Annotated in this window: 24 protein-coding genes and 1 rRNA gene; 12 read left to right on the forward strand and 13 right to left on the reverse strand. The window is 61.3% G+C overall.

Annotated features, from left to right (window positions below; all coding sequences use genetic code 11):
• Window positions 1–115, reverse strand: a 16S ribosomal RNA gene (locus tag B5G16_RS01795); the annotation flags it as partial.
• Between the two features lie 99 nt (window positions 116–214).
• On the reverse strand, window positions 215–688 hold the full coding sequence (locus tag B5G16_RS01800; protein WP_143260807.1) for a hypothetical protein: 474 nt from the start codon (window positions 686–688) through the stop codon (window positions 215–217).
• A 128-nt stretch (window positions 689–816) separates the two neighbouring features.
• Between B5G16_RS01800 and B5G16_RS01805 the strand changes: the two genes are divergently transcribed.
• On the forward strand, window positions 817–1,446 hold the full coding sequence (locus tag B5G16_RS01805) for a YiiX/YebB-like N1pC/P60 family cysteine hydrolase (RefSeq protein ID WP_087260529.1): 630 nt from the start codon (window positions 817–819) through the stop codon (window positions 1,444–1,446).
• A 14-nt stretch (window positions 1,447–1,460) separates the two neighbouring features.
• On the opposite strand, the gene B5G16_RS01810 is transcribed toward B5G16_RS01805, so the two are convergent.
• Both B5G16_RS01810 and B5G16_RS01815 read right to left on the reverse strand, forming a co-directional pair.
• Complete coding sequence (locus tag B5G16_RS01810; protein ID WP_087260531.1) at window positions 1,461–2,132, reverse strand: MgtC/SapB family protein; 672 nt, start codon at window positions 2,130–2,132, stop codon at window positions 1,461–1,463.
• A gap of 54 nt (window positions 2,133–2,186) precedes the next feature.
• Complete coding sequence (locus B5G16_RS01815; protein WP_087260533.1) at window positions 2,187–3,686, reverse strand: S41 family peptidase; 1,500 nt, start codon at window positions 3,684–3,686, stop codon at window positions 2,187–2,189.
• Between the two features lie 133 nt (window positions 3,687–3,819).
• On the opposite strand from B5G16_RS01815, the gene rpmI reads away from it, so the two are divergent.
• The 3 genes from rpmI to B5G16_RS01830 all read left to right on the forward strand — a co-directional run bounded on the left by rpmI (window position 3,820) and on the right by B5G16_RS01830 (window position 5,862).
• Window positions 3,820–4,014, forward strand: coding sequence for a 50S ribosomal protein L35 (gene rpmI / locus B5G16_RS01820; protein WP_009598828.1), 195 nt, complete (start codon window positions 3,820–3,822; stop codon window positions 4,012–4,014).
• Window positions 4,015–4,134: 120 nt separating this feature from the next.
• Window positions 4,135–4,479 (forward strand): 50S ribosomal protein L20, encoded by a 345-nt coding sequence (gene rplT, locus B5G16_RS01825; RefSeq protein ID WP_087260534.1) that lies wholly within the window; start codon window positions 4,135–4,137, stop codon window positions 4,477–4,479.
• A gap of 177 nt (window positions 4,480–4,656) precedes the next feature.
• Entirely contained in the window at window positions 4,657–5,862 is a 1,206-nt protein-coding gene (locus B5G16_RS01830) for an MFS transporter (protein WP_087260536.1), read from the forward strand.
• 126 nt (window positions 5,863–5,988) lie between these two features.
• On the opposite strand, the gene B5G16_RS01835 is transcribed toward B5G16_RS01830, so the two are convergent.
• Window positions 5,989–6,924 carry a hypothetical protein gene (locus tag B5G16_RS01835; RefSeq protein ID WP_239405920.1) on the reverse strand — a complete coding sequence of 312 codons (936 nt, stop codon included), beginning with the start codon at window positions 6,922–6,924 and terminating at the stop codon, window positions 5,989–5,991.
• A gap of 159 nt (window positions 6,925–7,083) precedes the next feature.
• Here B5G16_RS01835 and B5G16_RS01840 point away from each other — a divergent pair, with 159 nt between their 5' ends.
• Both B5G16_RS01840 and B5G16_RS01845 read left to right on the forward strand, forming a co-directional pair.
• On the forward strand, window positions 7,084–7,740 hold the full coding sequence (locus tag B5G16_RS01840; RefSeq protein WP_087260540.1) for a DUF6250 domain-containing protein: 657 nt from the start codon (window positions 7,084–7,086) through the stop codon (window positions 7,738–7,740).
• 20 nt (window positions 7,741–7,760) lie between these two features.
• Window positions 7,761–8,483 (forward strand): MBL fold metallo-hydrolase, encoded by a 723-nt coding sequence (locus B5G16_RS01845; protein WP_087260541.1) that lies wholly within the window; start codon window positions 7,761–7,763, stop codon window positions 8,481–8,483.
• 187 nt (window positions 8,484–8,670) lie between these two features.
• On the opposite strand, the gene B5G16_RS01850 is transcribed toward B5G16_RS01845, so the two are convergent.
• The 5 genes from B5G16_RS01850 to B5G16_RS01870 form a co-directional block, all read right to left on the reverse strand.
• Window positions 8,671–8,991 carry a heavy-metal-associated domain-containing protein gene (locus tag B5G16_RS01850; protein ID WP_087260542.1) on the reverse strand — a complete coding sequence of 107 codons (321 nt, stop codon included), beginning with the start codon at window positions 8,989–8,991 and terminating at the stop codon, window positions 8,671–8,673.
• Between the two features lie 31 nt (window positions 8,992–9,022).
• Window positions 9,023–11,416, reverse strand: a complete 2,394-nt coding sequence (locus B5G16_RS01855; protein WP_087260544.1) for a TonB-dependent receptor — start codon at window positions 11,414–11,416, stop codon at window positions 9,023–9,025.
• A gap of 85 nt (window positions 11,417–11,501) precedes the next feature.
• Entirely contained in the window at window positions 11,502–11,924 is a 423-nt protein-coding gene (locus tag B5G16_RS01860; protein WP_087260546.1) for a Fur family transcriptional regulator, read from the reverse strand.
• Window positions 11,925–12,054: 130 nt separating this feature from the next.
• Complete coding sequence (locus B5G16_RS01865) at window positions 12,055–12,582, reverse strand: hypothetical protein (RefSeq protein ID WP_087260548.1); 528 nt, start codon at window positions 12,580–12,582, stop codon at window positions 12,055–12,057.
• Window positions 12,579–12,848, reverse strand: a complete 270-nt coding sequence (locus B5G16_RS01870) for a PqqD family protein (protein ID WP_087260923.1) — start codon at window positions 12,846–12,848, stop codon at window positions 12,579–12,581. Before B5G16_RS01870 ends, B5G16_RS01865 begins: the two co-directional genes overlap by 4 nt.
• 74 nt (window positions 12,849–12,922) lie before the next feature.
• Between B5G16_RS01870 and B5G16_RS01875 the strand changes: the two genes are divergently transcribed.
• From B5G16_RS01875 to B5G16_RS01890, 4 genes are all read left to right on the forward strand, one after another.
• Complete coding sequence (locus tag B5G16_RS01875; RefSeq protein ID WP_087260550.1) at window positions 12,923–14,890, forward strand: RecQ family ATP-dependent DNA helicase; 1,968 nt, start codon at window positions 12,923–12,925, stop codon at window positions 14,888–14,890.
• Between the two features lie 24 nt (window positions 14,891–14,914).
• Window positions 14,915–15,523, forward strand: coding sequence for a 3'-5' exonuclease (locus B5G16_RS01880; RefSeq protein WP_087260552.1), 609 nt, complete (start codon window positions 14,915–14,917; stop codon window positions 15,521–15,523).
• Window positions 15,520–16,719, forward strand: a complete 1,200-nt coding sequence (locus tag B5G16_RS01885) for a class I SAM-dependent rRNA methyltransferase (protein WP_087260554.1) — start codon at window positions 15,520–15,522, stop codon at window positions 16,717–16,719. The genes B5G16_RS01880 and B5G16_RS01885 overlap by 4 nt, the downstream gene beginning before the upstream one ends.
• 143 nt (window positions 16,720–16,862) lie before the next feature.
• Window positions 16,863–17,708 (forward strand): alpha/beta hydrolase, encoded by an 846-nt coding sequence (locus tag B5G16_RS01890; protein ID WP_087260925.1) that lies wholly within the window; start codon window positions 16,863–16,865, stop codon window positions 17,706–17,708.
• Between the two features lie 145 nt (window positions 17,709–17,853).
• Here the strand turns inward: B5G16_RS01890 and yidC are convergent, their stop codons facing one another.
• The 3 genes from yidC to B5G16_RS01905 all read right to left on the reverse strand — a co-directional run bounded on the left by yidC (window position 17,854) and on the right by B5G16_RS01905 (window position 23,940).
• Entirely contained in the window at window positions 17,854–19,797 is a 1,944-nt protein-coding gene (gene yidC / locus B5G16_RS01895; RefSeq protein WP_087260556.1) for a membrane protein insertase YidC, read from the reverse strand.
• A gap of 56 nt (window positions 19,798–19,853) precedes the next feature.
• Window positions 19,854–21,470, reverse strand: a complete 1,617-nt coding sequence (locus tag B5G16_RS01900) for a CTP synthase (RefSeq protein ID WP_087260558.1) — start codon at window positions 21,468–21,470, stop codon at window positions 19,854–19,856.
• 139 nt (window positions 21,471–21,609) lie between these two features.
• Window positions 21,610–23,940 (reverse strand): DUF349 domain-containing protein, encoded by a 2,331-nt coding sequence (locus B5G16_RS01905; protein WP_087260560.1) that lies wholly within the window; start codon window positions 23,938–23,940, stop codon window positions 21,610–21,612.
• A 250-nt stretch (window positions 23,941–24,190) separates the two neighbouring features.
• On the opposite strand from B5G16_RS01905, the gene B5G16_RS01910 reads away from it, so the two are divergent.
• A complete protein-coding gene (locus tag B5G16_RS01910; protein ID WP_087260561.1) occupies window positions 24,191–24,862 on the forward strand; it encodes a response regulator transcription factor in 672 nt (223 codons plus the stop codon).
• 192 nt (window positions 24,863–25,054) lie between these two features.
• On the forward strand, window positions 25,055–26,146 hold the full coding sequence (gene proB / locus B5G16_RS01915) for a glutamate 5-kinase (RefSeq protein WP_087260563.1): 1,092 nt from the start codon (window positions 25,055–25,057) through the stop codon (window positions 26,144–26,146).
• Window positions 26,147–26,150 lie beyond the last annotated feature (4 nt).

A 26,150-nucleotide genomic window follows, 5' to 3' on the forward strand; every position in this document is an offset into this window, starting at 1 on the left:
CCCGTGCGCCGGTCGCCGGCAGTTGAAGCAAGCTTCAACCCCGCTGCCCCTCGACTTGCATGTGTTAGGCCTGCCGCTAGCGTTCATCCTGAGCCAGGATCAAACTCTCCATTGTAAAAAATGTTTTGTTTATAGATCTTTCGCTCAAATCTCAAAGGTATTGTTTGAAATCACTCTCGTGTGAGAGTGGGAAACTTTTAGCTGCTCAAATACTTCAAAGAACGCTGTTCACTATATTACTATAAGAACAATTTCTTTCTTTTTGCCGGGTCGGATCCTTCGATCTTCGCCGCGGTTCCGCCGCCATTTTTTTGGCGGGAAAGTGGTGCAAAGTTAAGTCAACTTTTTCAAACCACCAAATCTTTTCGAAAGATTTTTTCAGAAAATTTTCAGAACCTTTTCGCTTCTTCCTCGAATCGTTTTTCGATTTCAAAGCGGCTGCAAAGGTAAAGACTTTTTTCCGAACCACCAAATCTTTTTTGAAGATTTTTCCGACTTTTTTCAGAACCTTTCTGCTTCTTCTTCGAATCGTTTTTTTCGATTTCAAAGCGGCTGCAAAGGTAAGTTCTTTTTTCGAATCTCCAAAAGATTTCGGAACTTTTTCAAAATTTTTCAGAACCTGTTTCGTTTCGTTTTCAGAGCTGTTTCTCTGTCGAAGCGGGTGCAAAGATAAGGTCTTTTCGGACAAACTTCCAAATATTTTCCGGACTTTTTTTACCACCCTTTGGGGCACTCCCGGTCAGAATTCTATGAATCAGCAGTTTAGTTCCAAAAATTTTTTAATATCTTTGTTCCCATCCAAACACAACGAAAACCATGCACCGACTATTATATATAGGTATCTTTTTTGAGCTTGCCGCCTGTACGCCAAAACACCCGAAGCCGCTCCCGGGCGATCTTCTGTTCCAGGTCGGGAGAAGCTCCGCCATGAATGAGGCGATCGCGGAAGCAACCGACAACAACAACGAACTGACATTCACGCATGTAGCAATATTCTTCGAGGAGGGCGGCAGCGATTCGGTACTGGAAGCCACAAGTCCCGGCGGTGTGCGGATCACCCCGTTACAGGAATTTCTGGACCGGGCGGAGCGTGTGAAGGGAAGGCCGGGCGTCGTTGTGATGCGGCTGCGCGACACGGCAGGGCTTGCAAGGTCGGTCAAGCGGGCAAAGGAGTATCTGGGACTCCCCTACGACTTCTCCTATCGGCCCGACAACGGACGGCTGTATTGCAGCGAGTTGGTTTGGGAGAGCTACCGCGACACCTGCGGCCGACGCATTTTCCCGGCCCGGCCGATGAACTTCCGGGCGGCCAACGGTGCGATGCCCGCATTCTGGACCGAGCTCTTCGAAAAGTTGGGCGAGCCGATCCCCGAAGGCGTCCCGGGCACGAATCCAAACGACATGGCCCGCGAAGGAATTCTTACCGAAGTGGGGCGCTATTTTTAGCGCTGGACTTCCGTTCAGACGATCTTCTCGACCGTGATGTCGGGATTCGCCCGCAACAGGTCGATATACTCCTCCTCTTTGGCCGATCCTTTGGCCCGGATGACCAGCGTCGCCCGGTGTACGATGCCGTCGGGAGTCCGCGCCGCCTCCACCTCATAGGAGATCACCGAGTAGTCGCGGCTTTCGAGCCGGTCGAACATCTCATCGACCGTTGCCCGATTCGGAGCCGAGAAGACGATCATCGTGCGGCGGCGCCCCAGCTCGCCGAAAAAGAGCGTCAGGACCTCCAACCCGAAGAGGGTCAGCAGGGTCGCGGCGCCCGCCACGACATACATGTGCGCTCCGGCCGCCAGACCGATTCCGGCCGTGGCCCAAAGGCTGGCCGCGGTGGTCAGTCCGCGCACCAGCTGCCGGTGGATGATGATCGTCCCGGCACCGATGAAACCGATTCCGCTGACGACCTGCGCGGCGATCCGACTGGGATCGAGGCGCAGCCCGTCGTGCGAAGCCAGAAACTCCTCGAACCCGTATTGCGAAACGATCATCATCAGGGCGCTGCCGAGCGCCACCAGAAAATGCGTCCGAAAACCGGCATCCTTCACGCGGTACTCCCGATCGAGTCCGATCACCGTACCGCACAACCCCGCCACACACAACCGGACCAGTAAATTCCACTCCATATCCATCGTTTCACCTTTTAAAATCCATTCCTTCCGCTCCGAATGCGCCGTCCCGACGATTTACTTGTCGCGCAGGATTTCGAGCGCCTTTTCCAGGAGGGCATCGCGGCCCGAAAGCACGTCCTGCATCGTATTCTCCACCACGACATCGGGCGCAATTCCGCATCCGACAAACTCCCTGCCATCGGGGAGGCGCACCTCCTCGGTGCAGACATCGCACAGCAGCCCCGGAAGCACCTCATACGTAACCTTCTTTCCGGCAGAACCCGACGTGGCGACTCCGACGGTCGAGATATGGGACTGCGACGACGCCCAGGCGACGAAGGTTTCGGCGGCGTTCGCCGTAACGTCGTTGACGAGAATCACGGTCGGGACAACCAGCCGCCCGTCACGCTCCTCCGGAAAACGATACTCTTCCCGTTCGGGTTCGGAGAAGGCTTCGTCATTGTAGTGCTGATAGGCGACCCGCACGCGGGCGTTGCGAACCGTATCCTCAGGTTCGGCCCCGGCTCCCCTTGCTGCGAGAGCCGCATCATAGATGCGTGACCGCGACACGGGACCGTAAAGAACCGTATCCCGGGTCAGGCGGGAGAAGGTTTCCGCAGCCGTGTAATTGATTCCCTGCCTGTTATCCCGCAGGTCGAGAATAAGTTTGCGAGCCCGGGCCCGGATCTCGGGGAATGCGTTGCGGAAGGCCTGGGCCTCTCCGTACTCAAAAGAACCGATCTTCAAATAAGCCACATCGCCGGGATACCACATCAGCCGGAAATTCTCGTTCAACTCCGTCCCGCTGTACCCGGGCAGCGCTGCACAGGGCATATCCACATCCGGTTCGGCGCCATAGCGGGGGTTGACCAGCCGCACGGAGCCTTCCGACCCGTCCGGGCGGCGGAACTCCACCTCATGCGAGGTGCCGACCGGCCCGTACAGCAGGATCCTGACGGCCCAACGGCGCCGCGTCCGCTCCGTCGATGCCGGGATGCAGGGCATCAACCCCGCGATCCGCTCCCCGACGGGTTTTCCGTTCACGGAGAGGATCTCGGAGCCGGGCGGCAGGATCGCGGCCTTCTCACCGCAGACCTCGGAGACGACCACATGCCCCCCGACATCCATCAGACGGAGTACCCACCCCTCTTCGTAACCGATGGAGGTAAGCGGGAAATTACGGAATGTGCGGACATAGGTCCGACTGTTCCCCAGCGAAGCGTAGAATCCCGCGAGCAGGCGGTAGAACTCCAAATCGTCGCGGGTCTGCATCGCAGGCGTGATCAGGGCCCGGTAGAGCGAGTCCCAGCGCCCGACGCCGAAACGGTCCAGATAGGCGTAGTTGCGGTGGACCTCCATCCAGCATTTCGACAGGGCGAAGAGTTTCTGTTCGACGGTCCAGGCCCGGCCCCGTCCTCCGGGACCTCTTCGGATGGGCACGGGCACCACACGATAAACCATCGTATCCCCTTTCAATTCGACACCCACAGTCTGCATCGCGGGTTCCTGGGCCCAGCCCCCGGACATTGCCCCGACCGCAGCGAGCAATGCGATCCCCCAACAACCAATTCTCATGACGCAACATTTTTTGCCACTACAAATTACGAAAAAAGGCGGAGTTCTCAAAGTTTTTGCGGCAAAAGATTGCGGGAAGCGAAAAAATTCGTACTTTTGCAGGCTATGTTTAACTAATTAACTGTTTACGACAATGCCGAAAATGAAAACCAATGCCGCGGCGAAGAAGCGTTTTACCTTCACCGGCACAGGAAAGATCAAGCGTAAACACGCTTATCACAGTCACATCCTGACCAAAAAGACGACGAAGCAGAAGCGGAACCTCTGCTATTCGGGTACCGTATCTGCGGCCGACGAGGCCAAGATCAAGAACCTGCTGGTGAAGTAATCCACCGGTAGCGTCGGATAGCCGCCCGCAAGGGCAAACACATTCACAAACCGGGATGAACCAGCCCCGAAGAATACGGGAGAACCGTATCGCTGGCAGTCCTCAAAAAACTTTTACATTATGCCACGTTCAGTAAACGCTGTTGCGTCTCGCGCACGTCGAAAGAAAGTTTTGAAACTTGCCAAAGGCAACTTTGGATCAAGGGGAAACGTTTGGACCGTAGCGAAAAATACGGTCGAAAAGGGCTTGTGCTATGCCTATGCACACCGCCAGCTCAAAAAGCGGACATTCCGTTCGCTGTGGATCATGCGTATCAACGCCGCGGTCCGCGCGCAGGGAATGACCTATTCGCAATTCATCGGCAAACTCAACGCCAAAGGAATCGCCCTGAACCGCAAGGTGCTGGCCGACCTGGCAATGAACGAGCCGAAGGCATTCGAGGCAATAGTTAACGCAGTTAAATAACCCTTCACGCGAGGGTTGGCACGGCGGGCTCCCTCTGGGATGCCCGCCGTTTTTTCACTCCCCGGGGCGCAAGGCCCGGCCACCAAGACCACAAGCCCCGATCAGTCCCGCCCCCGAAATAACCACCTCCGAGAACCCCGAAAACCACCCAACCACTCCCCCACGCACTCAACCGACATGCAGAACTGGAAACGGACCTTCGCCATCATTTGGAGCGGACAGCTGATCTCGATCCTCAGCAGTTCGATCGTCGCCTATGCGATCATCTTCTGGATGAGCATCGAGACCCGTTCGGCCGAGGTGCTGACCCTGTCGGCCATCGCCGGGATGCTTCCGCAGGCCGTGCTGGGGCTCTTCGTCGGGGTCTATGTCGACCGCTGGGACCGCAAGCGCACGATGATCCTTGCCGACAGTTTCATCGCCCTCTGCACGCTGGGGCTCGCCGTGCTCTTCTGGCTCGGCACCGCCGAACTGTGGCACGTCTACCTGCTGCTGGCCTGCCGCTCCGTGGGTTCGGCCTTCCACGTTCCGGCCATGCAGGCCTCGGTGCCGTTGCTGGCCCCGCAATCGCAACTTACGCGCATCGCCGGCGTCAATCAGGTGATCTCGTCGCTCTCCGACATCGCGGGCCCGGCCCTGGGAGCTCTGCTGCTGGCCATCACGTCGATCGGCAACATCCTGCTGCTGGACGTTCTCGGAGCCCTCGTCGCCTGCACGACGCTGGCCTTCGTCCGCATTCCGAACCCCGAACGCCCGGCCCGGCATCCGGATCTGTGGCGGGAGTTCCGCGAAGGCTTCGCGGCCATGCACAACCAACCCGGACTGGGGTGCTTCTTCGGGCTGGCCATTGCCGTGTGGTTCTTCATCATGCCCGTAGGGGTGCTCTTCCCGCTGATGACGCTCAACCACTTCGGCGGCGGAACCGGCGAGATGAGCTTCGTCGAGATCATCTGGGGCATCGGAGCGCTGGCCGGCGGCGCCATCATGGGCGCCCGCAACTACCGCATCAACCGCATCGTGCTGATCAACCTGATGTATCTGACCGTCGGGGCCTCCTTCCTGCTGTCGGGGCTGCTGCCGCCGACGGCCTTCTGTCTCTTCGCCGCCTTCACGGCCGCCGCGGGTGTTTCGAGCAGCGTCTTCAACGCCTCGTTCGTCTCGGTACTCCAAACACGGATCGAAGCGGGACTCCTGGGGCGGGTGCTGTCGCTCTACCGCAGCTTCGGACTCCTGCCCTCGATCATCGGGCTGTTGAGCACGGGATTCCTCGCCCAGCGCGTGGGACTGACGACCACCTTCGTGATTGCCGGCAGTTTCATCTGCCTGCTGGGCGTGATCGCCTTCTGCATTCCCTCTGTTCTGCGGCTCGACAGCCGGAAATAAGCGGCGGAAAAGCGAGGGGCCCCATCGCAGAATCCCCCGGCAACGCATCCCGACACAGGCAAAAAAGCGGCGGCACTTTGTGGTGCCGCCGCTTTTTCCGCAAATGCCGACAGGGCAACCGGCAGGTTACTCCTTCGGATAGACGTAGCCGTTGTAGTAGATCCGGTACTGGCCGTTGGTCCAGACGCAGCGGACATCCGAGGCAGGATAGGTCGCGGTGTCGTAATCGAGCGGCGAAGTGAACTTGGCCTCCTCCGTACCGTCGACGATCTGCAAGCCCACGTATTGACCCTCCGAAACGCTGTACGAGAGATTCAGGGGCTCCGTACCATAGATATTCGCGTAGAGCGAGGCCCCGGCGGCGGAACCCTCGACATCGAAGGTCTTGCCCTTGCAGGAGGAGTAGGCCAGCGTAACGCTCTCATCGGCCGGGCGCACGACAAACGAACCCGACCAGTTCGAAGCCCCCGACTTGCCGTTCTCGATCGACGCGGCGATGTTGGCGATCCGGATCGTACAGGAACCGCCGGCACTGGCCGTGATCGTGGTCGTACCGCCCTCCATGTTGACCTGCGACTCCGAACCGCCGTAGGAGGAGTAGCTGTACAGTTTGAAATCATCCTGCATCTCGACATTCCACGTCGCACCCTCGGTGAGTTCCGACGCACCGTTGGTGCGGATCAGCAGCGACCCTTCGAGGTAGAAGTAGTCGGGCATCGGATAGTTCTTGTTGAAGGTGAGTTTATAACCCTCCTCCACGGTTTCGATCGTCGTCATCGAGTTGAACAGTTTCTTGTATATCAACACGTTGTTATCCTCGACGGTCTCCACGGCAACCTCTTCTCCCCCTTCGGCGCGCTGCTTGGCGACCTCGGCGGCCAGGATGGCCACACGCATGCCGGCGTTGGCAGCCTGCATGGCGACACGGTTCTGCGTGGCGGCGCAGTTGTAGATGTTCATTCCCGGCTGCACGGGCAGCAGGTCCTTGTAGGAGTCGTTCTCCTTCACACAGCTCGACAGCGCGAGGGCTCCGAGCGTCAGCATAGCAAAAATTCGATTCATGAGATGTTGTCGGTTAAACTTTTCCTATAAACGCACTCCGGAGGGATTTACTGCATCCGGAGACAAAAAAATAATCCCTCCGGATCAAAGGTACGATTTTTTTCGCGGACGGCCCGGGAATTTGGACATTTCGCGATAAAATCGTATCTTTATTCCACGATGAAACGATTCGCAATACTCCTATCAGCCGTTTTGACGGTCGGATGCGGCGGCTCCGCGACCTGGATCGCCGAGGACGAAACGGGCGGCGCAACGCTGGCCGAGCGTGGAGACACGCTGGAAATCACGGCTCCGGCAGGTCTGACCCTGTGGTACGCAACGCCGCTGCGGGGCAGCTATCGGATCGTCTATGAGGCCACGGTGCTCGTGGAGGGCGGCCCGCACGACCGGCTGGCGGACCTGAACTGCTTCTGGGCGGCGTCGGACCCGGAGCATGCGGAGGATTTCTTTGCCCGGTCGGAGTGGCGGGGCGGGATCTTTGCACGCTACAACTCGCTGGACCTTCTCTATGTGGGTTATGGCGGGAACGAGAACAGCACGACACGCTTCCGCCGCTATTACGGGCAGCGCTTCGGAGCCCCGGCCGACGAGGTGAAACCGCTCATCGGCGAATACACCGATGCCGGACATCTGCTGGTCGCCAACCGCCCGCTGCGAATCGAGATCGCCGTCACCGGCGACCGTACGTCCTACTCCGTGAACGGCGAGGAGCTCTTCTCCCGCAAACTCGCCCCCGGCGAAGGGGACGGCTACTTCGGATTGCGGTTGTTGAGCAACCGGACCCGGATCGTCGGATTCCGGATCGAACAACCATGAGAACTTATTTCATAACGATTATGTCACTGTTTTCCCTTTTCGGATGCGGCCATGCGAAGACCCCCGAATACCCGTCGGATACGCTTACGACACGCGACGGGACAGAGATCACATTTCATTTCTTCAAACACGCCTCGCTGTCGCTGACCATCGGCGGGAAGACGATCTACGTCGATCCCGTCGGTTCGAATGCGGATTACGGCTCGCTGCCGAAGGCGGATGTGGTGCTGATCACCCACTCGCATTACGACCATCTGGACGTGGCGGCCGTCGATCGGATCCTGACCCCGGACACGGAGATCGTCTGCGACCGGACATCGGCCGAAGCGTTCGAGATGAACTGCCACACGATGCGTCCGGGAAGCGTGGCCCTGCCGCGCGACTACGTGAAGGTAGAGGCGGTGGCGGCCTACAATACGACGCCGGGACACCTGCAATTCCATCCGAAGGACCGGGAGGATTGCGGCTACGTGCTGACGATCGGCGGCACGCGCATCTACCTCTCGGGCGACACGGAGCCGACACCGGAGATGAAGAGCCTGAAAAACATCGATATCGCGTTTCTGGCGGTGAACCAGCCCTACACGATGACCGTCGACCAGGCTGTCGAGGCGGTGAAGATCCTGCGGCCGGCGATCTTCTACCCCTACCACTACGGGGAGGTGGAGGAGAAGACCGACATCGAACGTCTGGCCCGCGAGCTGGAAGGCATCACCGAGGTCCGCATCCGGCCGATGGAGTGACCCGCCGCGAGGTGGCAGGATGTGCTCCGCGGCAAAAAAGCACACCCTCCACCGACCGGAAGGCATCGGTCCGTCTCGACATGAGCTGTCAATAAAAGCCGGAGGGCCCCCGCATGGGGGCCCTCCGGCTTTCGATAACAACCCTTCGGGGCGGGCAGCGCAAAACTCCCGTCCCGATCCGTTCCGGCTATTTTCCGGTGCCGGACTCCCGGACACTCCTGGGTTCGGCCTTGACTTTGAGCGACGCAAAGCCCTTGACGATGTTCTCGTCGTTGTTCTTCGAGGCGTCGTAAACGACCGTCACCTCCTTTTTCGGCAGGTCGACCCGCACGTCCTTGATCCCCTTGCCGAGCGACGGCACGTTGTTCATGATCTTCTGCACGCAGTGTTCGCAGTCGATGTCGGTTGCGAAGACCGTCGTGACGATCTTTTTCTGGGCGGGCTTTGCCGCCGTTGCGATGCCCGCGCCCATCACGAGCGCCAGGCATACCATCAGCAGTTTTTTCATCTATTCCGTTGTTTTAAGGTAATTTCCTGTTTTAATAAATGTTGAGCCGCATACCGATATAAAACTTGCGGCCCATCAGAGGTCCCCAGACGTTCATCGAGTTGAAGGCCGCCGAGTAGGGATTCTGCGCATTGAGGATCGGATCCTTCTGGATGTAGTCGGCGATGTTCTCGCAGCCGACGTAGAGATCGAACTTGCCCAGCTTGCGGCTCACCTGTGCGTAGAACATCGGGTAGCGCGGCGAATAATTATCATAATCAGGAAGAAGCGTTCCGGTACCATTATCGACAAAGCGGGGAACGCGGGCCGGGCCGTTCAACTGGGCCGTGGCATCGAACGTCCAGCGGCGGAACTTCGTGGCATACTGGATGTTGAGCAGCGTCTTGTACTGGCTGACCAGCGGCCGTTCGACCCGTGCCGACGTGCCGTCCGCCCGGCGGATGGTCATCTCGCTGTCCGTGTAGCGGAACGTGGCGAAGATGTCGAGCCGCTCGACGGGCGACCACGAGAAGTCGATCTGATAGGTATCGGTGTAGGAACGCCCGTCGGTGTTGTAGAAGACGAGCTGCTCGGCATACATCTCCTGATCGGCGACCACCGAGTTGTAGAACTGCGTGCGGAAGTAGTCGACGCTGATCGTCGCGTCGCCCGGCTCCACGAGTCCGAAGGTCTGGGTGAGGCTTCCGCCGAAGGTGAGGGCCTTCTCCATGCGGTCGATGTCGGCGAAGCGCCCGTCGACGGGCAGCCCGTCGCGGAAGGTCACGGGACGGATGGCGCGGCCCGTAGCCAGCACGCCGATGTTGTCCGTGATAAGGTTCGTCATGCGGTATCCCAGCCCGGCCGAGGCACGGAAGGTGGTCGAGGGGGTGATGTTCCATTTCAGATGGCCGCGGGGCGTGACGAAGAAGCGGTCGCACCAGTCGTTGTAGTCGCCGCGGATGCCCGCCACGATCGAAAACTTCTCCTTGACGGCATAGGTGTACTCGGCATAGGCGCCGGCTTCGCGCTCGTTGCGGTCGAGGTCGAAATCGCCCTCCTGTAAATCCGCGATCCAGGGCGTGCGGTTCAGCAGCCCCTCACGGTAATAGTCCAGATGGGCCTGGACGCCGAAGATCAGCGACGAGCGGTAGGTGAAGTAGTGGTTGTACATCAGGTTCAGCGCCACGGAGTTCTGGCTTCCGTCGTAATCGTTCAGCCCGAAGTAGGCGTCCTCGCCGAAATGGTCGTAATCGGCCACGAAGGCGAGGTTCGAACGCATCTCGTCCTGCTCGTCGGCGTCGTAGACGGCCGGTCCCACGGGCATGCCGACCTTGAAGTAGGCGTTGGCGTTGCGGTTGCGGATGTGCGACCCGTAGAGGGGCATTTTCTCATCGGTCTGCGTCCAGTCCCAGTCGTCGCGCATGGCGTCGCGCATGTCCGCCGTGTTCTTGTAGCCGAGCATGCCGCCGAGACGGTTCTCCTGCACGAACTTCCATCCCCAGCGGATCTGCGTGCCGTTGTCGGCGGCATAGAGCCACTTGTTCGCCACGTTGATCTGGTCCGAGAGGGGCAGGTCGCGGAACCCGTCGTCGTTGTGGTCCATCCGGCGCACGTCGGTGTCCATCGAGCCGTGGAGCAGGACGACGCTCGTGAGTTTCTTGTCCTTCGTCACGGGGAATGCCGACGAGAGGTTCACCTCGGGGCGCAGTTCGTCGTCGAGGTAGAGGTTCAGGAAGAGCCGCTCCTCATCGGTAGGCTTGCGGTGTTCGAGGTTGATCTGCCCGGTGATGGCCTCATGCCCGGCGGTGACGGAGGCGACGCCCTTCGAGACCTGGATCGAGTTGAGCCACATGCCGGGCGTATAGCTCAACCCGTAGGGGGCGCTCAATCCGTGCATGATCGGGCGGTTCTCGTCGAGGATCTGGGTGTAGGTTCCGGCCAGCCCGAGCATCTTGATCTGCCGGGCTCCGGAGATGGCGTCGCTGTACCCGACGGTTACCGACGCGGAGTTTTCGAACGATTCGGCGAGGTTGCAGCAGGCCATCTTGCAGAGGCCCGCGAAGGAGATCATCTCGCCCTTCATGATTCCGTCGCGCTTGACGAAGTTGCCCTGGAGGTTGCCCTCGACGACGACATCCTCCAACGCGACGCCTTCGGCGCGGAGGGCGAATTCGAGACGTTCGGCGCCGGTCTCGACGCGGATCGTGTCGTTGACATAACCGAGGTACGACGCCACGAGACGGTCATACCCCCTGACGCGGTGGAGCAGGAAGGCCCCTTCGGCATCGGTGCTTGCGCCGATGGTCGTGCCGGCCCAGTAGACCGAGGCACCGACGAGCGGCTGGTTGTCGGCATCGCGCACCACGCCGCGCAGGTCCTGGGCACGGGAGCTTCCGAGCCCCAGCAGGATGGCGCAGAACGCCATCATACAATGCAGTTTTTCCATGAAATGTTCGGTTTTGTTTCGCCGGCAAAGATAACGCACCGCAATTGCAACCCGATTGCAAAAGCGCATGGTGGAATCCGAAGATTCAGTTCTTTGAGCGGCAGGCGGGACAACGTCCCTTGACCAGATAGTTGATTTCCCGGACTTCATATCCAGCGGGATAATGAATCACGGGGACATGGACATCGTCCAGGCAGAAAGTCTTCCCGCAGACCTCGCAATGGAAATGGCAGTGCAGCTCCTCGATCCGACATGCGTGATCGTTGTGACAGAGGCAATACTTCGTGGCGCCGCTGCCGTCCTCGACGACATGCAGCAGATGGTGCTCGGCAAAGAGAGCCAGCGATCGGAAGATCGAGGATTTGTCGAGCGTATCGGCTTCCGTTTCGAGGTCGGCGAGACTGAACGTATGCTCGAAGCGTTCCATGACTTCGAGCAAGAGGATACGGACGGCCGTCGGACGAATACCGTGCTTCAAAAGAATTGCTTCACAGTGGCTGCTGTTCATTTTGTCCAGAAGAGCGACCGTATGCAACCGGTCATTCAACGAAAACAAGGGCGAGATACAAAACGGGGGAAGGCTCCATTCAGACCCCGCCACAGCGGGGCAAGCAAAGGTTTCGGAGCGGCCCGGAACGCTACGCCAGAGCCGGCGGGGCTCTCAACCCCCGGATCGACAGAACAACGTCCTGCGGAAGCGGCTGTTTGCGCAGGATTTCGTTTCCGGATGAGACAGCAAAAGAGAGGGGCTGAACGCATTCGGCCGCCATCGAGGGCGGGAGCTCCGCGACGATGCAACGGACGTATTTCTCGCTGTCGTCGGAGTGCGACGCCGTGTAGAGATTGATTTCGATGGAGTGGAGATCACACCCGCAGCAGGCACGCAGCGCACACCCGGGGCAAACGTCGCAACAGGCCTCCGGTTCCTCCGTGCGATCCTCCACCGTGCGGCTTTCCGCCCCGGAGACAGCGTTGTTTTTCCACGAAGTCTCCGCTCCGGACACCATTCCGGTCTCCGGCCCGGCATGGCAGTGCCCGGTGCAGAGATGCGCAACCGGGGCCTTCATGCCCGGACACTTGCAGGTCAACGACGCCAGCGCCGTCCCGACCGTAGCCGAGAGGTAGAGTGCACAGAGCACCAGAGCTATGCAGCGTTTCCACGTCATGGTTCGATGATTCCGCAGTCCGTCAGCCGTTCGATCCATTGCCGGGCGTCGTCGCACGCGACATCGGGCGCGACGTCGTAGCGTGCCATGAGGAGCCGTGCGGCCTCTTCGGGCGAGAAATCCCGCCCCTGCAACTCCTCCCACAGGTAGAGCGCCGAGGCATTGAGTGCAAGGATCCGCGTGAGACCGGCACCCTCGGGTGCGGGAACCACGACGACGTGTTCCCCGGCCAGTTCGCGCACGCTGTATTCCCGACGTATTCTCATGATCCGAATGCTGCGGTCGGTGCAAAAATAGGAAAAATTCTCCGAACCGCCCAAATTTTCCTACCTTTGTGGATATGGAATCCGCAAACGGGCATATTTACGAGGTGCTGCGCCGCTGGTGGGGCTTCACGACGTTCCGCTCCACGCAGGAGGAGATCATCCGCGCGGTGCTCGACGGACGCGACACGCTGGCGCTGATGCCGACCGGCGGCGGGAAGTCGCTGACCTACCAGGTCCCGACGATGGCCCGCGACGGGTTGTGCATCGTCGTCACGCCGCTCATCGCCCTGATGAAAGACCAGGTCGACCGGCTGCGGCGGCTCGGCATCCGGGCCACGGCAATCCACTCGGGGCTCTCGACGCGGCAGATCGACATCGCACTGGACAACTGCGTCTACGGCGACGTGAAGTTCCTCTACGTGGCGCCCGAGCGGCTGGCGACCGAAGCCTTCCGGCTGCGGGTCGTGCGGATGAACGTCTCGCTGATCGCCGTCGACGAGGCGCACTGCATCTCGCAGTGGGGCTACGACTTCCGGCCCTCGTACCTGCGGATCGCGGAGCTGCGCGAACGCCTGCCGGGGGTTCCGGTGCTGGCGCTCACGGCCTCGGCGACGCAGCCCGTGGCCGAGGACATCATGCGTCACCTGAAATTCCCCGAGCCGCACATCGTGCGGAGCAGTTTCGCCCGGCCCAACCTCTCATACAGCGTCCGCCGCACGGACGACAAGGAGGGTCAGCTGCTGCGCCTGCTGCACAACGTCCCCGGATCGGGAATCGTCTACACGCGGACGCGCGACGGCGCCGAACAACTCGCGGAGTTTCTGCGCACGGAGGGGGTTCCGGCGGCAGCCTACCACGGCGGACTGGGACATGCCGAGCGCGCGCTGCGTCAGGAGGAGTGGCTCGCAGGCAAGGTGCGGGTGATGGCGGCGACGAACGCCTTCGGCATGGGGATCGACAAGCCCGACGTGCGGTTCGTGGTGCACTACACGATGTGCGACTCGCTGGAAAACTACTATCAGGAGGCGGGGCGCGCCGGGCGCGACGGAAAACGGGCCTATGCGCTGCTGCTGGTGGCCTCCGACGACGAGGGGCGCATCGTGCGGCGCTTCGAACAGGAGTTCCCGCCGCTGGACCGGATCAAGGAGATCTACGAACGGATCTGCTCCTACCTGCAAATCGGAATCGGCGAAGGGGGCGAGAATGCCTACCTGTTCAACCTTTCGGACTTCTGCGCCCGCGAGCACCTCTATCCGGGGAGCGTGCAGAGCGCCCTGAAACTGCTCCAACAGAATGGCTACATGACGCTCACCGACGCACAGGACAATCCGGCGCGGGTGATGTTCTGCGTGAGCCGCGACGAGCTCTACAAGCTGCGCGTGAAACGCGACGACCTGGACCACTTCATCCGCACGCTGCTGCGGCTCTACAACGGCGTTTTCTCCGATTTCCGCCCCATCGACGAAGGAGAACTCGCAACGTGGAGCGGCTACTCGGTGGAGCGTGTGAAGGAGCTGCTCAAACAGCTCTGGCAGCTGCGCGTGATCCGCTACATCCCGTCGAACCGCTCGCCGATCCTCTTCATGAACGAGGAGCGGCTGCCGCGCGCCGACCTCTACATTGCGCCGGAGACCTACCGCCGACGTCAGGAGCTGATGCGCGAGCGCTTCGAGCGGATGCTCGCCTACGCCGCCAACGAGGAGGAGTGCCGGAGTACGGTGCTGGAACGCTACTTCGGGAGCGAGACGCCGACACCGTGCGGGATCTGCGACGTGTGCCTGGCCCGGAAACGGGCCGCACGGGCGGCAGAACATGCGTCGGATGCGGCCCCGCAGCCGGCGGAAGCCGCCCCGAAGAAGGAATCCGACCTCGACCTCCGGAATACGGTGCTGCGGCGTCTGGCCGCCTCGCCGGCCGATCCGCGGGAACTTGCCGCCGGATGTTCCTGTACGCCGGAACGGCTGGCCCGCGTCGTCCGCGAATTGCTCGAAGAGGGCAAAATCGTCGGCGACAAGGGCGGGATATTGAAAATTATTCCGTAATTTTGCAGGAACATTCACATCGGGATGACCACAGTCAACAACTTTACGGACAAAATCAGCAACGAAGAGGCGGCCGCTCTGCCGGCCATCGAGTTCGGGGGCGAAATCCGCATCGTCGACCACGAGCGCGACATCGCCGAGGCCTGCAAGGCCCTCGCGTCGGAGCCCGTCATCGGATTCGACACCGAAACCCGCCCGTCGTTCCGTCCGGGAGTTACGTTCCGCGTGTCGTTGCTGCAACTCTCGACGCCGACGGTCTGCTTCCTGTTCCGGCTGAACCGGATCCCGCTGGGGCGCCCGATCCTGCGGCTGCTCGAAGATCCGAAGATCCGGAAAATCGGTGCGGACGTCGCCGGCGACCTCCGGTCGCTGCGCCAGATCCGGCACTTCCGCGACGCGGGGTTCGTCGACCTGCAAGCCATCGCCCCGCAATGGGGCATCGAAGAGAAGAGCCTGCGCAAACTCTCGGCCATCGTGCTGGGACAACGCGTCTCGAAGGCCCAGCGATTGAGCAACTGGGAGGCCGCGACGCTCACCGACAAGCAGCAGCTCTACGCCGCGACGGATGCCTGGGTCTGCATCCGCATCTACGAACGCCTGCTCCGCACCCCGCAAAAACCGCTACGCCCATGATACCGCAAATCATTCTTCGCAAAGGCAAGGAGGAGTCGCTCCTGCGCCGCCACCCGTGGATCTTCTCGGGGGCCATCGACCACATCCGGGCCGAGGAGGAGTCGGACTTCGCCGAGGGTGCGCTCGTCGAGGTGTACAGCCGTTCGGGGGATTTCATCGCCCAGGGACACTACCAGATCGGCTCGATCGCCGTCCGTGTGCTGTCGTTCGAGCGCGAAGCGATCGACCAGGCGTGGTGGAACCGGCGCATCGCCGTGGCCCACGACGTGCGCCGCACGCTGGGGCTTACGGACGACCCGGCAACGACCTGCTATCGGCTCGTGCACGGCGAAGGGGATTCGCTGCCGGGACTGGTGGTGGACATCTACGGCACGACGGCCGTCATCCAGTGCCACTCGGTGGGGATGTACCGCTCGCGGCAGGAGATCGCCGCGGCGCTGCGTGCGACCTACGGCGAACGGCTGACGGCGATCTACGACAAGTCGTCGCAGACGCTCCCCTACAAGGCCGACCTGGGGGCCGTGGACGGCTACCTCCGGGGCCATGCGGAGCGCGCCTCGCAAGTGGTCCTCGAACACGGGGAGAGGTTTCTCGTCAACTGGGAGGAGGGGCAGAAGACGGGCTTCTTCCTCGACCAGCGGGAGAACCGCGAACTGGTGAAACGCTACGCCGCAGGGCGCACGGTGCTCAATACGTTCTGCTATACGGGCGGCTTCTCGGTCTACGCCCTCTCGGGCGGCGCAAAGGAGGTCGTCTCGGTGGACTCCTCGGAGCGCGCCGTGGAGCTGGCCACGGAGAACATGAAACTGAATTTCGGCGATACGGCGAACCATACGGAGATCGCGGCCGACGCCGTGGAGTACCTGAAAGAGATCGGCGACCGCTACGACCTGATCATCCTCGACCCGCCGGCCTTCGCCAAGCACCACAAGGTGTTGAGCAACGCCATGCAGGGCTACCGGCGGCTCAACGCCCGCGCGCTGTCGCAGATCCGCCCGGGCGGGATCCTCTTCACCTTCTCGTGCTCGCAGGCCGTATCGAAGGAGTTGTTCCGCACGACGGTCTTCTCGGCAGCGGCAATCGCCGGCCGGAAGGTGCGGATCCTGCACCAGCTGACGCAGCCCGCCGACCACCCGATCAACATCTACCATCCCGAGGGCGAATACCTCAAAGGGCTGGTCCTCTACGTCGAATAGGCGCCGACCGCCCAAGCCCCGCCGCGGTACCACGAAAATCCCGGCGTTCCGGCGGCCGACCCGTGCGGCACCACGAAAACCCCGGCATTCCGGCGGCCGACCCGCGGGACACCGACTGCTACCGACCCAACACACACCAACCCATGAAACACCTGCTGATCCTTGCGGCAACGCTGTGCCTTGCCGCCCCGCTGACGGCCCGGAGCCGTCTGGAAACCGTCACGCTCCACAGCGAGCTGCTCAACGCCGACAAGAGCTGTACGGTCTATCTGCCCGACGGCTACGACCGCGACACGACGCGCCGCTACCCGGTGCTCTACCTGCTGCACGGCGCCAGCGACACCCATACGGCATGGGTCGAGAAGGGCAACATGCAGCAGATCGCCGACGAGGCATTCGCCGCGGGGCTGGCCGCGCCGATGGTGATCGTCATGCCCGACGCCTCGGGCGAGGGCGAGAACCACACGGGCATCCACATGGGATATTTCGACGTGCCGGGCTGGCCCTACGAACGCTTCTTCTTCGAGGAACTTCTGCCGGAGATGGAGCAGCGCTACCGGATCCTCGGAGACAAACGGCACCGCGCCATTGCGGGGCTTTCGATGGGCGGAGGCGGCACGGCGGTCTATGCCCTGCGGCATCCGGAGCTCTTCGGATCGGCCTGCACGATGAGCGGGCTGCTGGACATCTTCCCGAGTCCGCGCAACTACGACAACGACTTCCAGCGTTCCGTCGTGGAGAACTCCCCGGTCGCACGGCTGCGGGGGATGTCCGACGCCGAGTTGGAAGCCGTGCGCACGGTCCGCTGGTGGGTGGACTGCGGCGATGACGATTTTCTGTGGCGCTGCAACCTGGACTTCTACGCGCTGATGCGCGAACGCAACGTTCCGATCCAATACCGGATGCGGGACGGCGGCCACTCGTGGCGCTACTGGCAGAAGGTGCTGCCCGATGCGTTGACTTTCTTCTCGATCGGTTTCGGCGAATAATCGGCGCACCCCGCCGAATGGAAAATCCCCACCCTGGCCAGGGTGGGGATTTTCCGTATCGACCGGTCCGACAGCCGGAACCGATCCGCAAGATTCAGCATCGTTTCGCGGCTCCACGGCTTCCGGCGCCGCGGCTTCGCGACCGCTACTTGCGTTTGGCGCGCTGCTGGGCCTCCTGCTGCCGGAGCAGCTCCTCGTAGCGCTGCTGGAATTTCGACTTCTTGCCCTTCGACTTCCGGGCGGCATTGGCCTGCATGATGGCGTGGATCTTCTCGTCGTCGACCATGCGCCGGATGACGAGCGTCTGCCCGATGGTGAAGAGGTTCGAGAGGAGGTAGTAGTAGCACAGACCGCTCGAATAGCTGTTGAACCAGAGGAGCATCATGATCGGCATCAGATAGACCATCATGAACTTCATGCCGGCCATCTGGGGTTGCGACGAGGAGGTCTGCTGGTAGCTGAACCACGAGTAGCCGAACAGCGACACGGCCATCAGCAGGGCGAACAGCGAGACATGGTCACCGTAGAAGGGGATCGAGAAGGGCAGGTTCAGCACGCTGTCGTACGACGAGAGGTCGTCGGCCCAGAGGAACGACTGTCCGCGCAGCTCGATCGACGCCGGGAAGAAGCGGAACATGGCGATCAGGATCGGCAGCTGGATCAGCATCGGGATGCAGCCGCCCATCGGATTGATGCCGGCCTTCTTGTAGAGCTCCATCGTGGCCTGCTGGCGCTTCATGGCATCCTCCTGCTTGGGATATTTCTTGTTGAGCTCGTCGACCTGGGGCTTGATCAGCCGCATCTTGGCCATCGAGACGTAGCTCTTGTAGGTCAGGGGCGAGATCACCAGCTTGACCAGGATCACCAGAATCAGGATGATGATGCCGAAGCTGGAAATGTAGTTGCGCAGGAAATCGAAGACCGGAATCACGCACCAGCGGTTGACCCATCCGAAGATCCCCCACCCGAGCGGCACGAGGCGTTCGAGGTGGATGTCGTCGCCGGCCGGGAACTCGACCTTTTTGAGGATCGAGTACTTGTTGGGACCGAAGTAGAAGGCGAAGTCATACTTTTCGGTCTGCGGCGTGTAGGGCACGGCCATCTGTGCCGAGAAGGATTTGAGCAGCGACGACTCCGGCGCAGCCGTATCGAAGCGCATGTTGGCATAGGTGACATTCTCCGGGGCGATGAAGACCGACGAGAAGAACTGCTGCTTGAAAGCCACCCAGTTGACCTGCGTGGAGACCTCCTTCGACTTGGACTCCTCGCTCATGCCCAGCTCCTCGATCGAGCTTTCGCCCGGGAAACGGTAGGCCAGCGTGGTGTACATGTTTTCGTTCTTGAAGCCCTTTTCGTTCTGGAAGGAGGTGTTCGACCAGTCGATCTGGATCTGGGTCTGGTTGGCCATCTCGCGGGCCATGTTCACCATCCGCACGTCGAAATCGACCAGGTAGTCCTGCTGCGGGGTCTTCGAGTCGTGGATCAGGTAGCGGTACTCCAACGCGGCGTCGCCGGAGACCGGCAGACGCATCACGACCTGCTTCACGCCGTCGTCCAGCGTCGCGACGGGCTCGGCCGTGAAGACGTACTCCATCGTGTTGACGGGGACGTTGCGCAGGCCGTTCTTGACGAAGAACGAGAGGTTGAAGCGTGCCGACGCCGGATCCATGAGCTGGACGAGCTGGTTCCGTTCGCCGCGCGGGGCGTATCGGGTGTAGTCTTTGAGCGTCACGTCGACAATCTGGCCGCCGAGCGTCGAGAAGGTCACCGTCATCACGTCGTTCTCGACCGTAAAGTACTCGGGATCGGCCTCCCGGGCAGCCGTCAGCGTCTCGCCCAGGGTTTCGACCTGGCGCTGACGGGCCACCGAAGCCAGCGAGTCGGCATCGGCCGGATCGGCCAGCACCGCATCCGACGCCAGCGAGTCAACCTCCGCCACCGGACGCGCAGCCCTCGCCACGGAGTCCATATAGGCGTCGTAAATGGCCTTCTGCTCTTGAAATTTCTTTTGTTCCTTATTGCTGAAATAGGCGAATCCGATGAAGAGAACCGCCACAATGGCAATACCGAGAATCGATTTTTTATCCATCAAACAATATAACTTGTATTCAATGAGTAATCAGTCTGCGGGAGACGCCGGACACTCTATTTTCCGTTGTGCTCCATGGCTGCCTTGACGAAGGCCACGAACAGCGGCGACGGGCTCAACACGGTGCTCTTGTACTCGGGGTGGTACTGCGTTCCGACGAACCAGGGATGGTTCTCGATCTCGATCACCTCGACGAGGTTCGTGTCGGGGTTCACGCCCACGGCCTTCATGCCTGCGGCCTCGAACTGTTCCAGATAGTCGTTGTTGAACTCGTAACGGTGGCGGTGGCGCTCCGAGATGTTGAGTTTCCCGTAGGCCGCGGCGACCTTCGATCCCTTTTTGAGCGTACAGGGATAGGCTCCCAGACGCATCGTACCGCCTTTGGCGGTAACGCCCTTCTGCTCCTCCATGAGGTCGATGACGGGATTTGCCGTCTGCTCCATCTCGCTGGAATTGGCGTCGGCGAGGCCGAGCACGTTGCGCGCGAACTCGATCACGGCGCACTGCATGCCGAGGCAGATGCCGAGGAAGGGAATGCCGTTCTCACGCGCGAAACGCACGGCTTCGATCTTGCCCTCGATACCGCGGTTCCCGAATCCCGGAGCGACCAGGATGCCGGCCATCTTGCCGAGCTGTGCGGCGACATTCTCGGCAGTGATCTTCTCGGAGTTGACGTAGTGCAGCCTGACCTTGCAGTCGTTGACCGCCCCGGCGTGGATGAACGACTCGCTGATCGACTTGTAGGCGTCGTGGAGTTCGGTATATTTGCCGACGAGGGCGATGTCGATCTTGTTGGCGGGGTGTTTGATCTTGTCGACGAAGGCGCTCCATGCGGTCATGTCGGGTTCCTTGTCGGCCGGGAGGTTCAGCTTGTCGAGGACCACCTCGTCGAGGTGCTGTTCGTGCATCTTCAAGGGGACCTCGTAGATCGTCGGGACGTCGATGGACTCCATGACGGCGTTGGCGTCGACATTGCAGAAGAGCGCGACCTTGCGTTTGAGGGCCGTGGTGAGCGAATGTTCGGCGCGCAGCACGAGGATGTCGGGCTGCAAGCCGTTTTCGAGCAGCGCCTTGACGGAGTGCTGCGTGGGTTTGGTCTTCATCTCGCCCGACGCGGCCATATAGGGGATCAGCGTCAGGTGGACGAGGGCCGTATTCTTGTAGCCGAGCGAGTAGCGGAGCTGGCGCACCGATTCGATGAAGGGCTGCGATTCGATGTCGCCGACCGTACCGCCGATTTCGGTGATGATGACGTCGTATTTCTTGGTCTGACCCAGCAGCTGGATGCGGCGTTTGATCTCGTCGGTGATGTGGGGGATTACCTGAACGGTTTTTCCGAGGTACTCGCCCTTGCGCTCCTTCTCGATGACACTCTTGTAGATGCGTCCCGTGGTGACGTTGTTGGCCTTCGAGGTGGGATGGTTCGTGAAACGCTCGTAGTGCCCGAGGTCGAGGTCGGTTTCGGCACCGTCTTCGGTGACGTAGCACTCGCCGTGCTCATAGGGGTTGAGCGTCCCGGGATCGACGTTGATGTAGGGGTCGAGCTTCTGGATGGTCACCGAATAGCCCCGCGCCTGCAACAGCCGCGCGATCGAAGCGGAAATAATACCCTTCCCGAGCGACGACGCGACACCGCCCGTAACGAATATGTACTTGGGTCTGGTAGATTTCATTCCTTTTTTCTGTTTTTTAGAATCAGTCTCTATAATGTATCTGTTCGTTCTCCCTGTTCATTCTCCCTCTGTCATTCTCCCTCTGTCATTCTCCCCCTGTCGTTCTCTCCCTGTCATTCTCCCCCACCCGCGGTTTCCGTCAGGCGTTCTCCTTTTCATCGGACTCCTGACGGTCGATGAGCTTCACCTTCTCGATGGCTGCGGCCATCTCCTCGCGGGCACGGTCGATCTTGGCGCGCACGTCGGCCACGAGCGACTCGGCGTTCTTCGACTTGGCGAAGAAGCCGATGTTGTTTTCCAGCAGGGCGATCTCCTGCTCCAACTGGCGGACCTTGTTGTAGAGACGTTCGCGCTCGGAGCGGAGCCGGCGGTCGCCGGAGCCCTTCATCGAGGAGATCTTCTCGCGGAAGCGGCCCATCGAACGGTCGCGTTCCGTACCGCGCAGGACGTTGAAGAGTTCGTCGACAGCCGCCTTGTACTTCTTCTGGATGGTCTCCTTCTGCTTGATGGGCACAAATCCGATCTCGCTCCACCGGCGCTGGAAGTCGCGGATCACCTCGTAACCGCCGGTGCGGACATCGGCGGCGGCCATTTCGTCGAGCAGGGCGAGTTTCCGGCGGAGGTTCTCCTCATACTCGCCGTCCACGGCGGCGAAATGGGCGGCCTTGCGCTCGAAGAACTTGTCGCAGGCGGCGCGGAAACGCTTCCATACGGCATCGGAGTGGCGCCGCGACACGGCTCCGATCTGTTTCCAGCGGGCTTGCAGGGCGATGAGCTCATCGGTCGTCTTCTTCCACTCCTCGCTGCCCGAGAGCGACTCGGCGGCCTCGCAGATCTCGTTTTTCAGTTGGAGGTTGTGCTCCATCTCGACCTTCAACGCGGCATAGAACTGCCGTTTGGCTTCGAAGAAACGGTCGCAGGCCGTGCGGAAGCGTTCGTAGATGCGGTTGTTGTCCTTCTTGGGTGCGAAGCCGATGGACTTCCAGGTCTTCTGGATTTCGAGCAGCTTGTCGCTGGCGCGGTTCCACTCCTTGCGGGTGGTGAGGGGCTGCGCCACGAGCTCCTCGGCGGCCTCGCAGAGTCCGGTTTTGAGTTCGAGGTTTTTCAGCTGTTCGGCTTTCAGGGCCTCGAAGTGCTCCTGATGCAGTTTGTTGATCCGGCTCGACGCAGCCTTGAAACGCTCCCAGAGCGCCTCCTTGTACTCATTGGCGACAGGGCCCGTCTCGCGCCACTCGTCGTGGAGCTTCTGCAACTTGTGGAAGGCCTCGACCACGGAGGGTTCGAGCAGCAGTGCCTCGGCCTGTTCGCAGAGGGCCACCTTCTGCTCGTAGTTCTTCTTCAAATCGAGATCCCGGAGTTCCTTGTTGATCTTGATGAAGTTGTAGAAGTTCTCGACATGGAGGTTGTAGGTCTCCCACAGATCCTTGATATACTGCTGGGGAACGAGTCCCGTATCGCGCCAGCGTTGTTGGAGTTCGCGGAACTTGTTGAACGTATGGTTGAGCGTCTCGTCGGAGTTGACCAACTCTTTGAGTTCCTCGATGATCTGCTGCTTGACTTTGAGATTGGCCTCCTTCTCGGCTTCGAGATTGGCGATGAATTCGTCGCGACGGCGGCGGTACTCCTTGAAGAGCTCTTTGAGCTGCACTTCGGCGCCGTCCACCGCGGGAGCGAAATCCTCCTCGGCGCCGCCCTCCTCGATGAACCGGCGGCGTGCGGCCTCGACCTCGGCGCGGCGGACGCGGTAGAAGGCGATTTTCAGCGCCTCGACGTCACGGCGGATCGACTGCACGGGCTGCTCTTCGAGCATCTGCGCGAACATGGCGACCAGCTCCTCCTTGCCCCTGCCGACGAACTTCTCCTCGGAGGAGTTCTTTTCGGACTCGGCGAGCTGTTCGGCTTCGGCCTCCTCGTCGGTCTCGCCTTCGAGTTCGAGTCCGGCGTCGTGGGCGGCCAGTGCGGCCTCCTCATCGGCGAAATCCACCTGCTCGACGGCCGAAGCGTTCTCGTCCTCCTCGGAGTCGGGATCGGCGACGGGCGCCGCAACGGCGATCCGGGCACGCCGGGCGCGCGGTGCGGGCTCTGCGACGGCCGCTTCGGCCTGCGGGGTCTTCACCCCGGCAGCAGGTTCTTCCGTGACGGCCGCCGTCTCCGCAGCAATTTCCGCAGGGGCTGCAACCGGCTCTTCCGCCGTTTCCGCATTCGCAGGCTCCTCTCCGGCAGACACGGCCGGAGTCTCCCCGGCCTCCGGGGCCGCTTCGGAGATTTCGCCCGCAGGCGCCGCATCGGACGTCGCCCCGGCGGATACGGAGGTCTCCGTCGTCGGAGCGTCCGTTTCGGGGGCGTTTTCGGCGGCGTTCGTTTCGGATTCGGAGAGTCCGGCGGTCTCGGCGGGAGCCGCCTGCGCATCCTCAACCACGGGGTTGACAAGCTCTTCGGGAGCAGGAAGTGTCGGTTTTTCAGTAGCCATCACAGTAGAGTTTTTGGTTCCCCACCACGCGGTGGGCACATAAATCCCGCAAATATAACCATTTTATGCGGAACCCGAAAGAGAAATCGCGAAAACCTGCAAGCCCCTGCATGCGAATTCCGAAAGCACGGGGCTCCGACGCAAAGAGCGGCAAAAAGATGCACGAATTCGGGGGAAAATTCGTATCTTCGCAAAGTTATCCGAATGGCGCCGAACCATCCGGAGCATCGAACCTGCAACCGCCGCAACCATGAGCCACCGCATCCTGCTGGTCGACGACGAAGTCGACATTCTGGAATTCGTCCGATACAACCTCGTGCGCGAGGGATACGAGGTCTTCACGGCCCAGAACGGCGCCGAGGCGCTGCAAGCAGCCGCGGCATGTCGTCCGCACCTGATTCTGCTGGACATGATGATGCCGGTGATGGACGGGGCGCAGACCTGCCGGGCAATCCGGGAGGACCCGGTTCTGAAAGACACGATGGTGGTCTTCCTCTCGGCGCTGGGCGAGGAGGAGCAGCAGCTGACGGGCTTCGGCGTGGGGGCCGACGACTACCTCACCAAGCCGATCAAGATGAAGCTGCTGGTGAGCCGCGTGCAGGCCATCCTGAAACGGATCGACGCCGATCCGGCCCCGGAGAAAGCCCCCTCGACGGGCATCACGGTCGACCGCGAGCGGTACATGGTGCTCCGCGACGGCGAGGAGATCAGCCTTCCGCGCAAGGAGTTCGCACTGCTGGACCTGCTGTGCTCGTCGCCCGGGAAGCTGATCCCGCGGGAGGAGATCTACGCGAAGATCTGGGGCACGGAGGTGGTCGTGGGCGACCGCACGATCGACGTGCACATCCGGAAGCTGCGCCAGAAGATCGGCGACGAGCGGATCGTCACGGTCAAGGGCGTGGGCTACAAGTACGAGCCGTAGCACGCGGGGAGGGGCAGGGAGCGACACGTGCAACCCGCCGGAAGCAGCGTCCAGACAGGAGCCGGCCCCGGAGCATCCCGCCGCCGCACAATCCGAAAGGAGAAACGGCCCGGAGCATCCGCCCGGCATCAGTTTCGGACATGCCCGGAAACGATCGGTCCCGGACAACGAACAGGTTAGAAAGGTTAAGATATGACACACAACGGAAAATACCGCCGCATCGTCATCAAGATCGGCAGCAACGTGCTGACGCGCGACGACGGACACCCCGACACGACGCGCATCTCGGCGCTCGTGGACCAGATCGCCCGCCTGCACCGTGCCGGCGTGGAGGTGATTCTCGTCTCGTCGGGAGCCGTGGCTTCGGGGCGCAGCCTGCTCGAATCGCGCGTCGGGCGCATCGACACGGTTTCGGCCCGCCAGCTCTACTCGGCCGTCGGGCAGGTGAAACTCCTGAACCGCTACTACGACCTCTTCCACGAATACGGCATCGCCTGCGGACAGGTACTCACCACGAAGGAGAGCCTCTCGACGCGCCGCCAGTACCTCAACCAGCGCAACTGCATGGAGGCGATGCTCTCGGCGCGGGTGATCCCGATCGTGAACGAGAACGACACGATCTCCGTGACGGAATTGATGTTCACCGACAACGACGAACTGTCGGGGCTCGTGGCGGCGATGATGGGGGTCGACGCGCTGCTGATTTTGAGCAACATCGACGGCATCTACGACGGATCGCCCGCAGACCCTGCCTCACAGGTAATCCGCCGCGTGGCTCCGGGCCGCGACCTCTCGCAATACATCGACACGACGCGCTCGTCGCGCGGCCGCGGCGGCATGACCTCCAAGAGCCGGATTTCGAGCCGCGTGGCCGGCGAGGGAATCGAGGTGGTGATCGCCAACGGACGGCGCGACGAGATCCTCACGGACCTCGTGCTGACCGACCGCGACGTGGTCTGCACACGCTTCGAAGCGGCGCCGAAAGCCGCCTCGGGCGTCAAGAAGTGGATCGCCAGCAGCGAGGGTTTCGCCAAAGGGGCGCTGCGTCTCGATGCCGGAGCCGCCGAGGCGGTGAGCCGCAGCAAGGCGGCGAGCGTGCTGGCCGTGGGCGTCACGGCGGTCGAGGGGGAGTTCGAACGCGACGACATCGTGCGGATCCTCTCGCCCGAAGGGTCCCTGTTAGGCGTGGGACGCATCGCGTGCGACAGCGCCACGGCACGCCGCAACCTGGGCCGCAAAGGCCTCAAACCGCTGATTCACTGCGACTATCTTTATCTGGAATAGACCC

The sequence above is a fragment of the Alistipes sp. An66 genome (assembly GCF_002161445.1).
In the GTDB taxonomy this organism is placed as follows: domain Bacteria; phylum Bacteroidota; class Bacteroidia; order Bacteroidales; family Rikenellaceae; genus Alistipes; species Alistipes cottocaccae.

Excerpts from the sequence above, each read along its gene's own strand:
- B5G16_RS01805 (WP_087260529.1), top strand. The coding sequence starts at position 817 with ATGCACCGACTATTATATATAGGTATCTTTTTTGAGCTTGCCGCCTGT.
- B5G16_RS01810 (WP_087260531.1), bottom strand. The coding sequence starts at position 2,132 with ATGGATATGGAGTGGAATTTACTGGTCCGGTTGTGTGTGGCGGGGTTG.
- B5G16_RS01815 (WP_087260533.1), bottom strand. The coding sequence starts at position 3,686 with ATGAGAATTGGTTGTTGGGGGATCGCATTGCTCGCTGCGGTCGGGGCA.
- rpmI (WP_009598828.1), top strand. The coding sequence starts at position 3,820 with ATGCCGAAAATGAAAACCAATGCCGCGGCGAAGAAGCGTTTTACCTTC.
- rplT (WP_087260534.1), top strand. The coding sequence starts at position 4,135 with ATGCCACGTTCAGTAAACGCTGTTGCGTCTCGCGCACGTCGAAAGAAA.
- B5G16_RS01830 (WP_087260536.1), top strand. The coding sequence starts at position 4,657 with ATGCAGAACTGGAAACGGACCTTCGCCATCATTTGGAGCGGACAGCTG.
- B5G16_RS01835 (WP_239405920.1), bottom strand. The coding sequence starts at position 6,924 with ATGAATCGAATTTTTGCTATGCTGACGCTCGGAGCCCTCGCGCTGTCG.
- B5G16_RS01840 (WP_087260540.1), top strand. The coding sequence starts at position 7,084 with ATGAAACGATTCGCAATACTCCTATCAGCCGTTTTGACGGTCGGATGC.
- B5G16_RS01845 (WP_087260541.1), top strand. The coding sequence starts at position 7,761 with ATGTCACTGTTTTCCCTTTTCGGATGCGGCCATGCGAAGACCCCCGAA.
- B5G16_RS01850 (WP_087260542.1), bottom strand. The coding sequence starts at position 8,991 with ATGAAAAAACTGCTGATGGTATGCCTGGCGCTCGTGATGGGCGCGGGC.
- B5G16_RS01855 (WP_087260544.1), bottom strand. The coding sequence starts at position 11,416 with ATGGAAAAACTGCATTGTATGATGGCGTTCTGCGCCATCCTGCTGGGG.
- B5G16_RS01860 (WP_087260546.1), bottom strand. The coding sequence starts at position 11,924 with ATGAACAGCAGCCACTGTGAAGCAATTCTTTTGAAGCACGGTATTCGT.
- B5G16_RS01865 (WP_087260548.1), bottom strand. The coding sequence starts at position 12,582 with ATGACGTGGAAACGCTGCATAGCTCTGGTGCTCTGTGCACTCTACCTC.
- B5G16_RS01870 (WP_087260923.1), bottom strand. The coding sequence starts at position 12,848 with ATGAGAATACGTCGGGAATACAGCGTGCGCGAACTGGCCGGGGAACAC.
- B5G16_RS01875 (WP_087260550.1), top strand. The coding sequence starts at position 12,923 with ATGGAATCCGCAAACGGGCATATTTACGAGGTGCTGCGCCGCTGGTGG.
- B5G16_RS01880 (WP_087260552.1), top strand. The coding sequence starts at position 14,915 with ATGACCACAGTCAACAACTTTACGGACAAAATCAGCAACGAAGAGGCG.
- B5G16_RS01885 (WP_087260554.1), top strand. The coding sequence starts at position 15,520 with ATGATACCGCAAATCATTCTTCGCAAAGGCAAGGAGGAGTCGCTCCTG.
- B5G16_RS01890 (WP_087260925.1), top strand. The coding sequence starts at position 16,863 with ATGAAACACCTGCTGATCCTTGCGGCAACGCTGTGCCTTGCCGCCCCG.
- yidC (WP_087260556.1), bottom strand. The coding sequence starts at position 19,797 with ATGGATAAAAAATCGATTCTCGGTATTGCCATTGTGGCGGTTCTCTTC.
- B5G16_RS01900 (WP_087260558.1), bottom strand. The coding sequence starts at position 21,470 with ATGAAATCTACCAGACCCAAGTACATATTCGTTACGGGCGGTGTCGCG.
- B5G16_RS01905 (WP_087260560.1), bottom strand. The coding sequence starts at position 23,940 with ATGGCTACTGAAAAACCGACACTTCCTGCTCCCGAAGAGCTTGTCAAC.
- B5G16_RS01910 (WP_087260561.1), top strand. The coding sequence starts at position 24,191 with ATGAGCCACCGCATCCTGCTGGTCGACGACGAAGTCGACATTCTGGAA.
- proB (WP_087260563.1), top strand. The coding sequence starts at position 25,055 with ATGACACACAACGGAAAATACCGCCGCATCGTCATCAAGATCGGCAGC.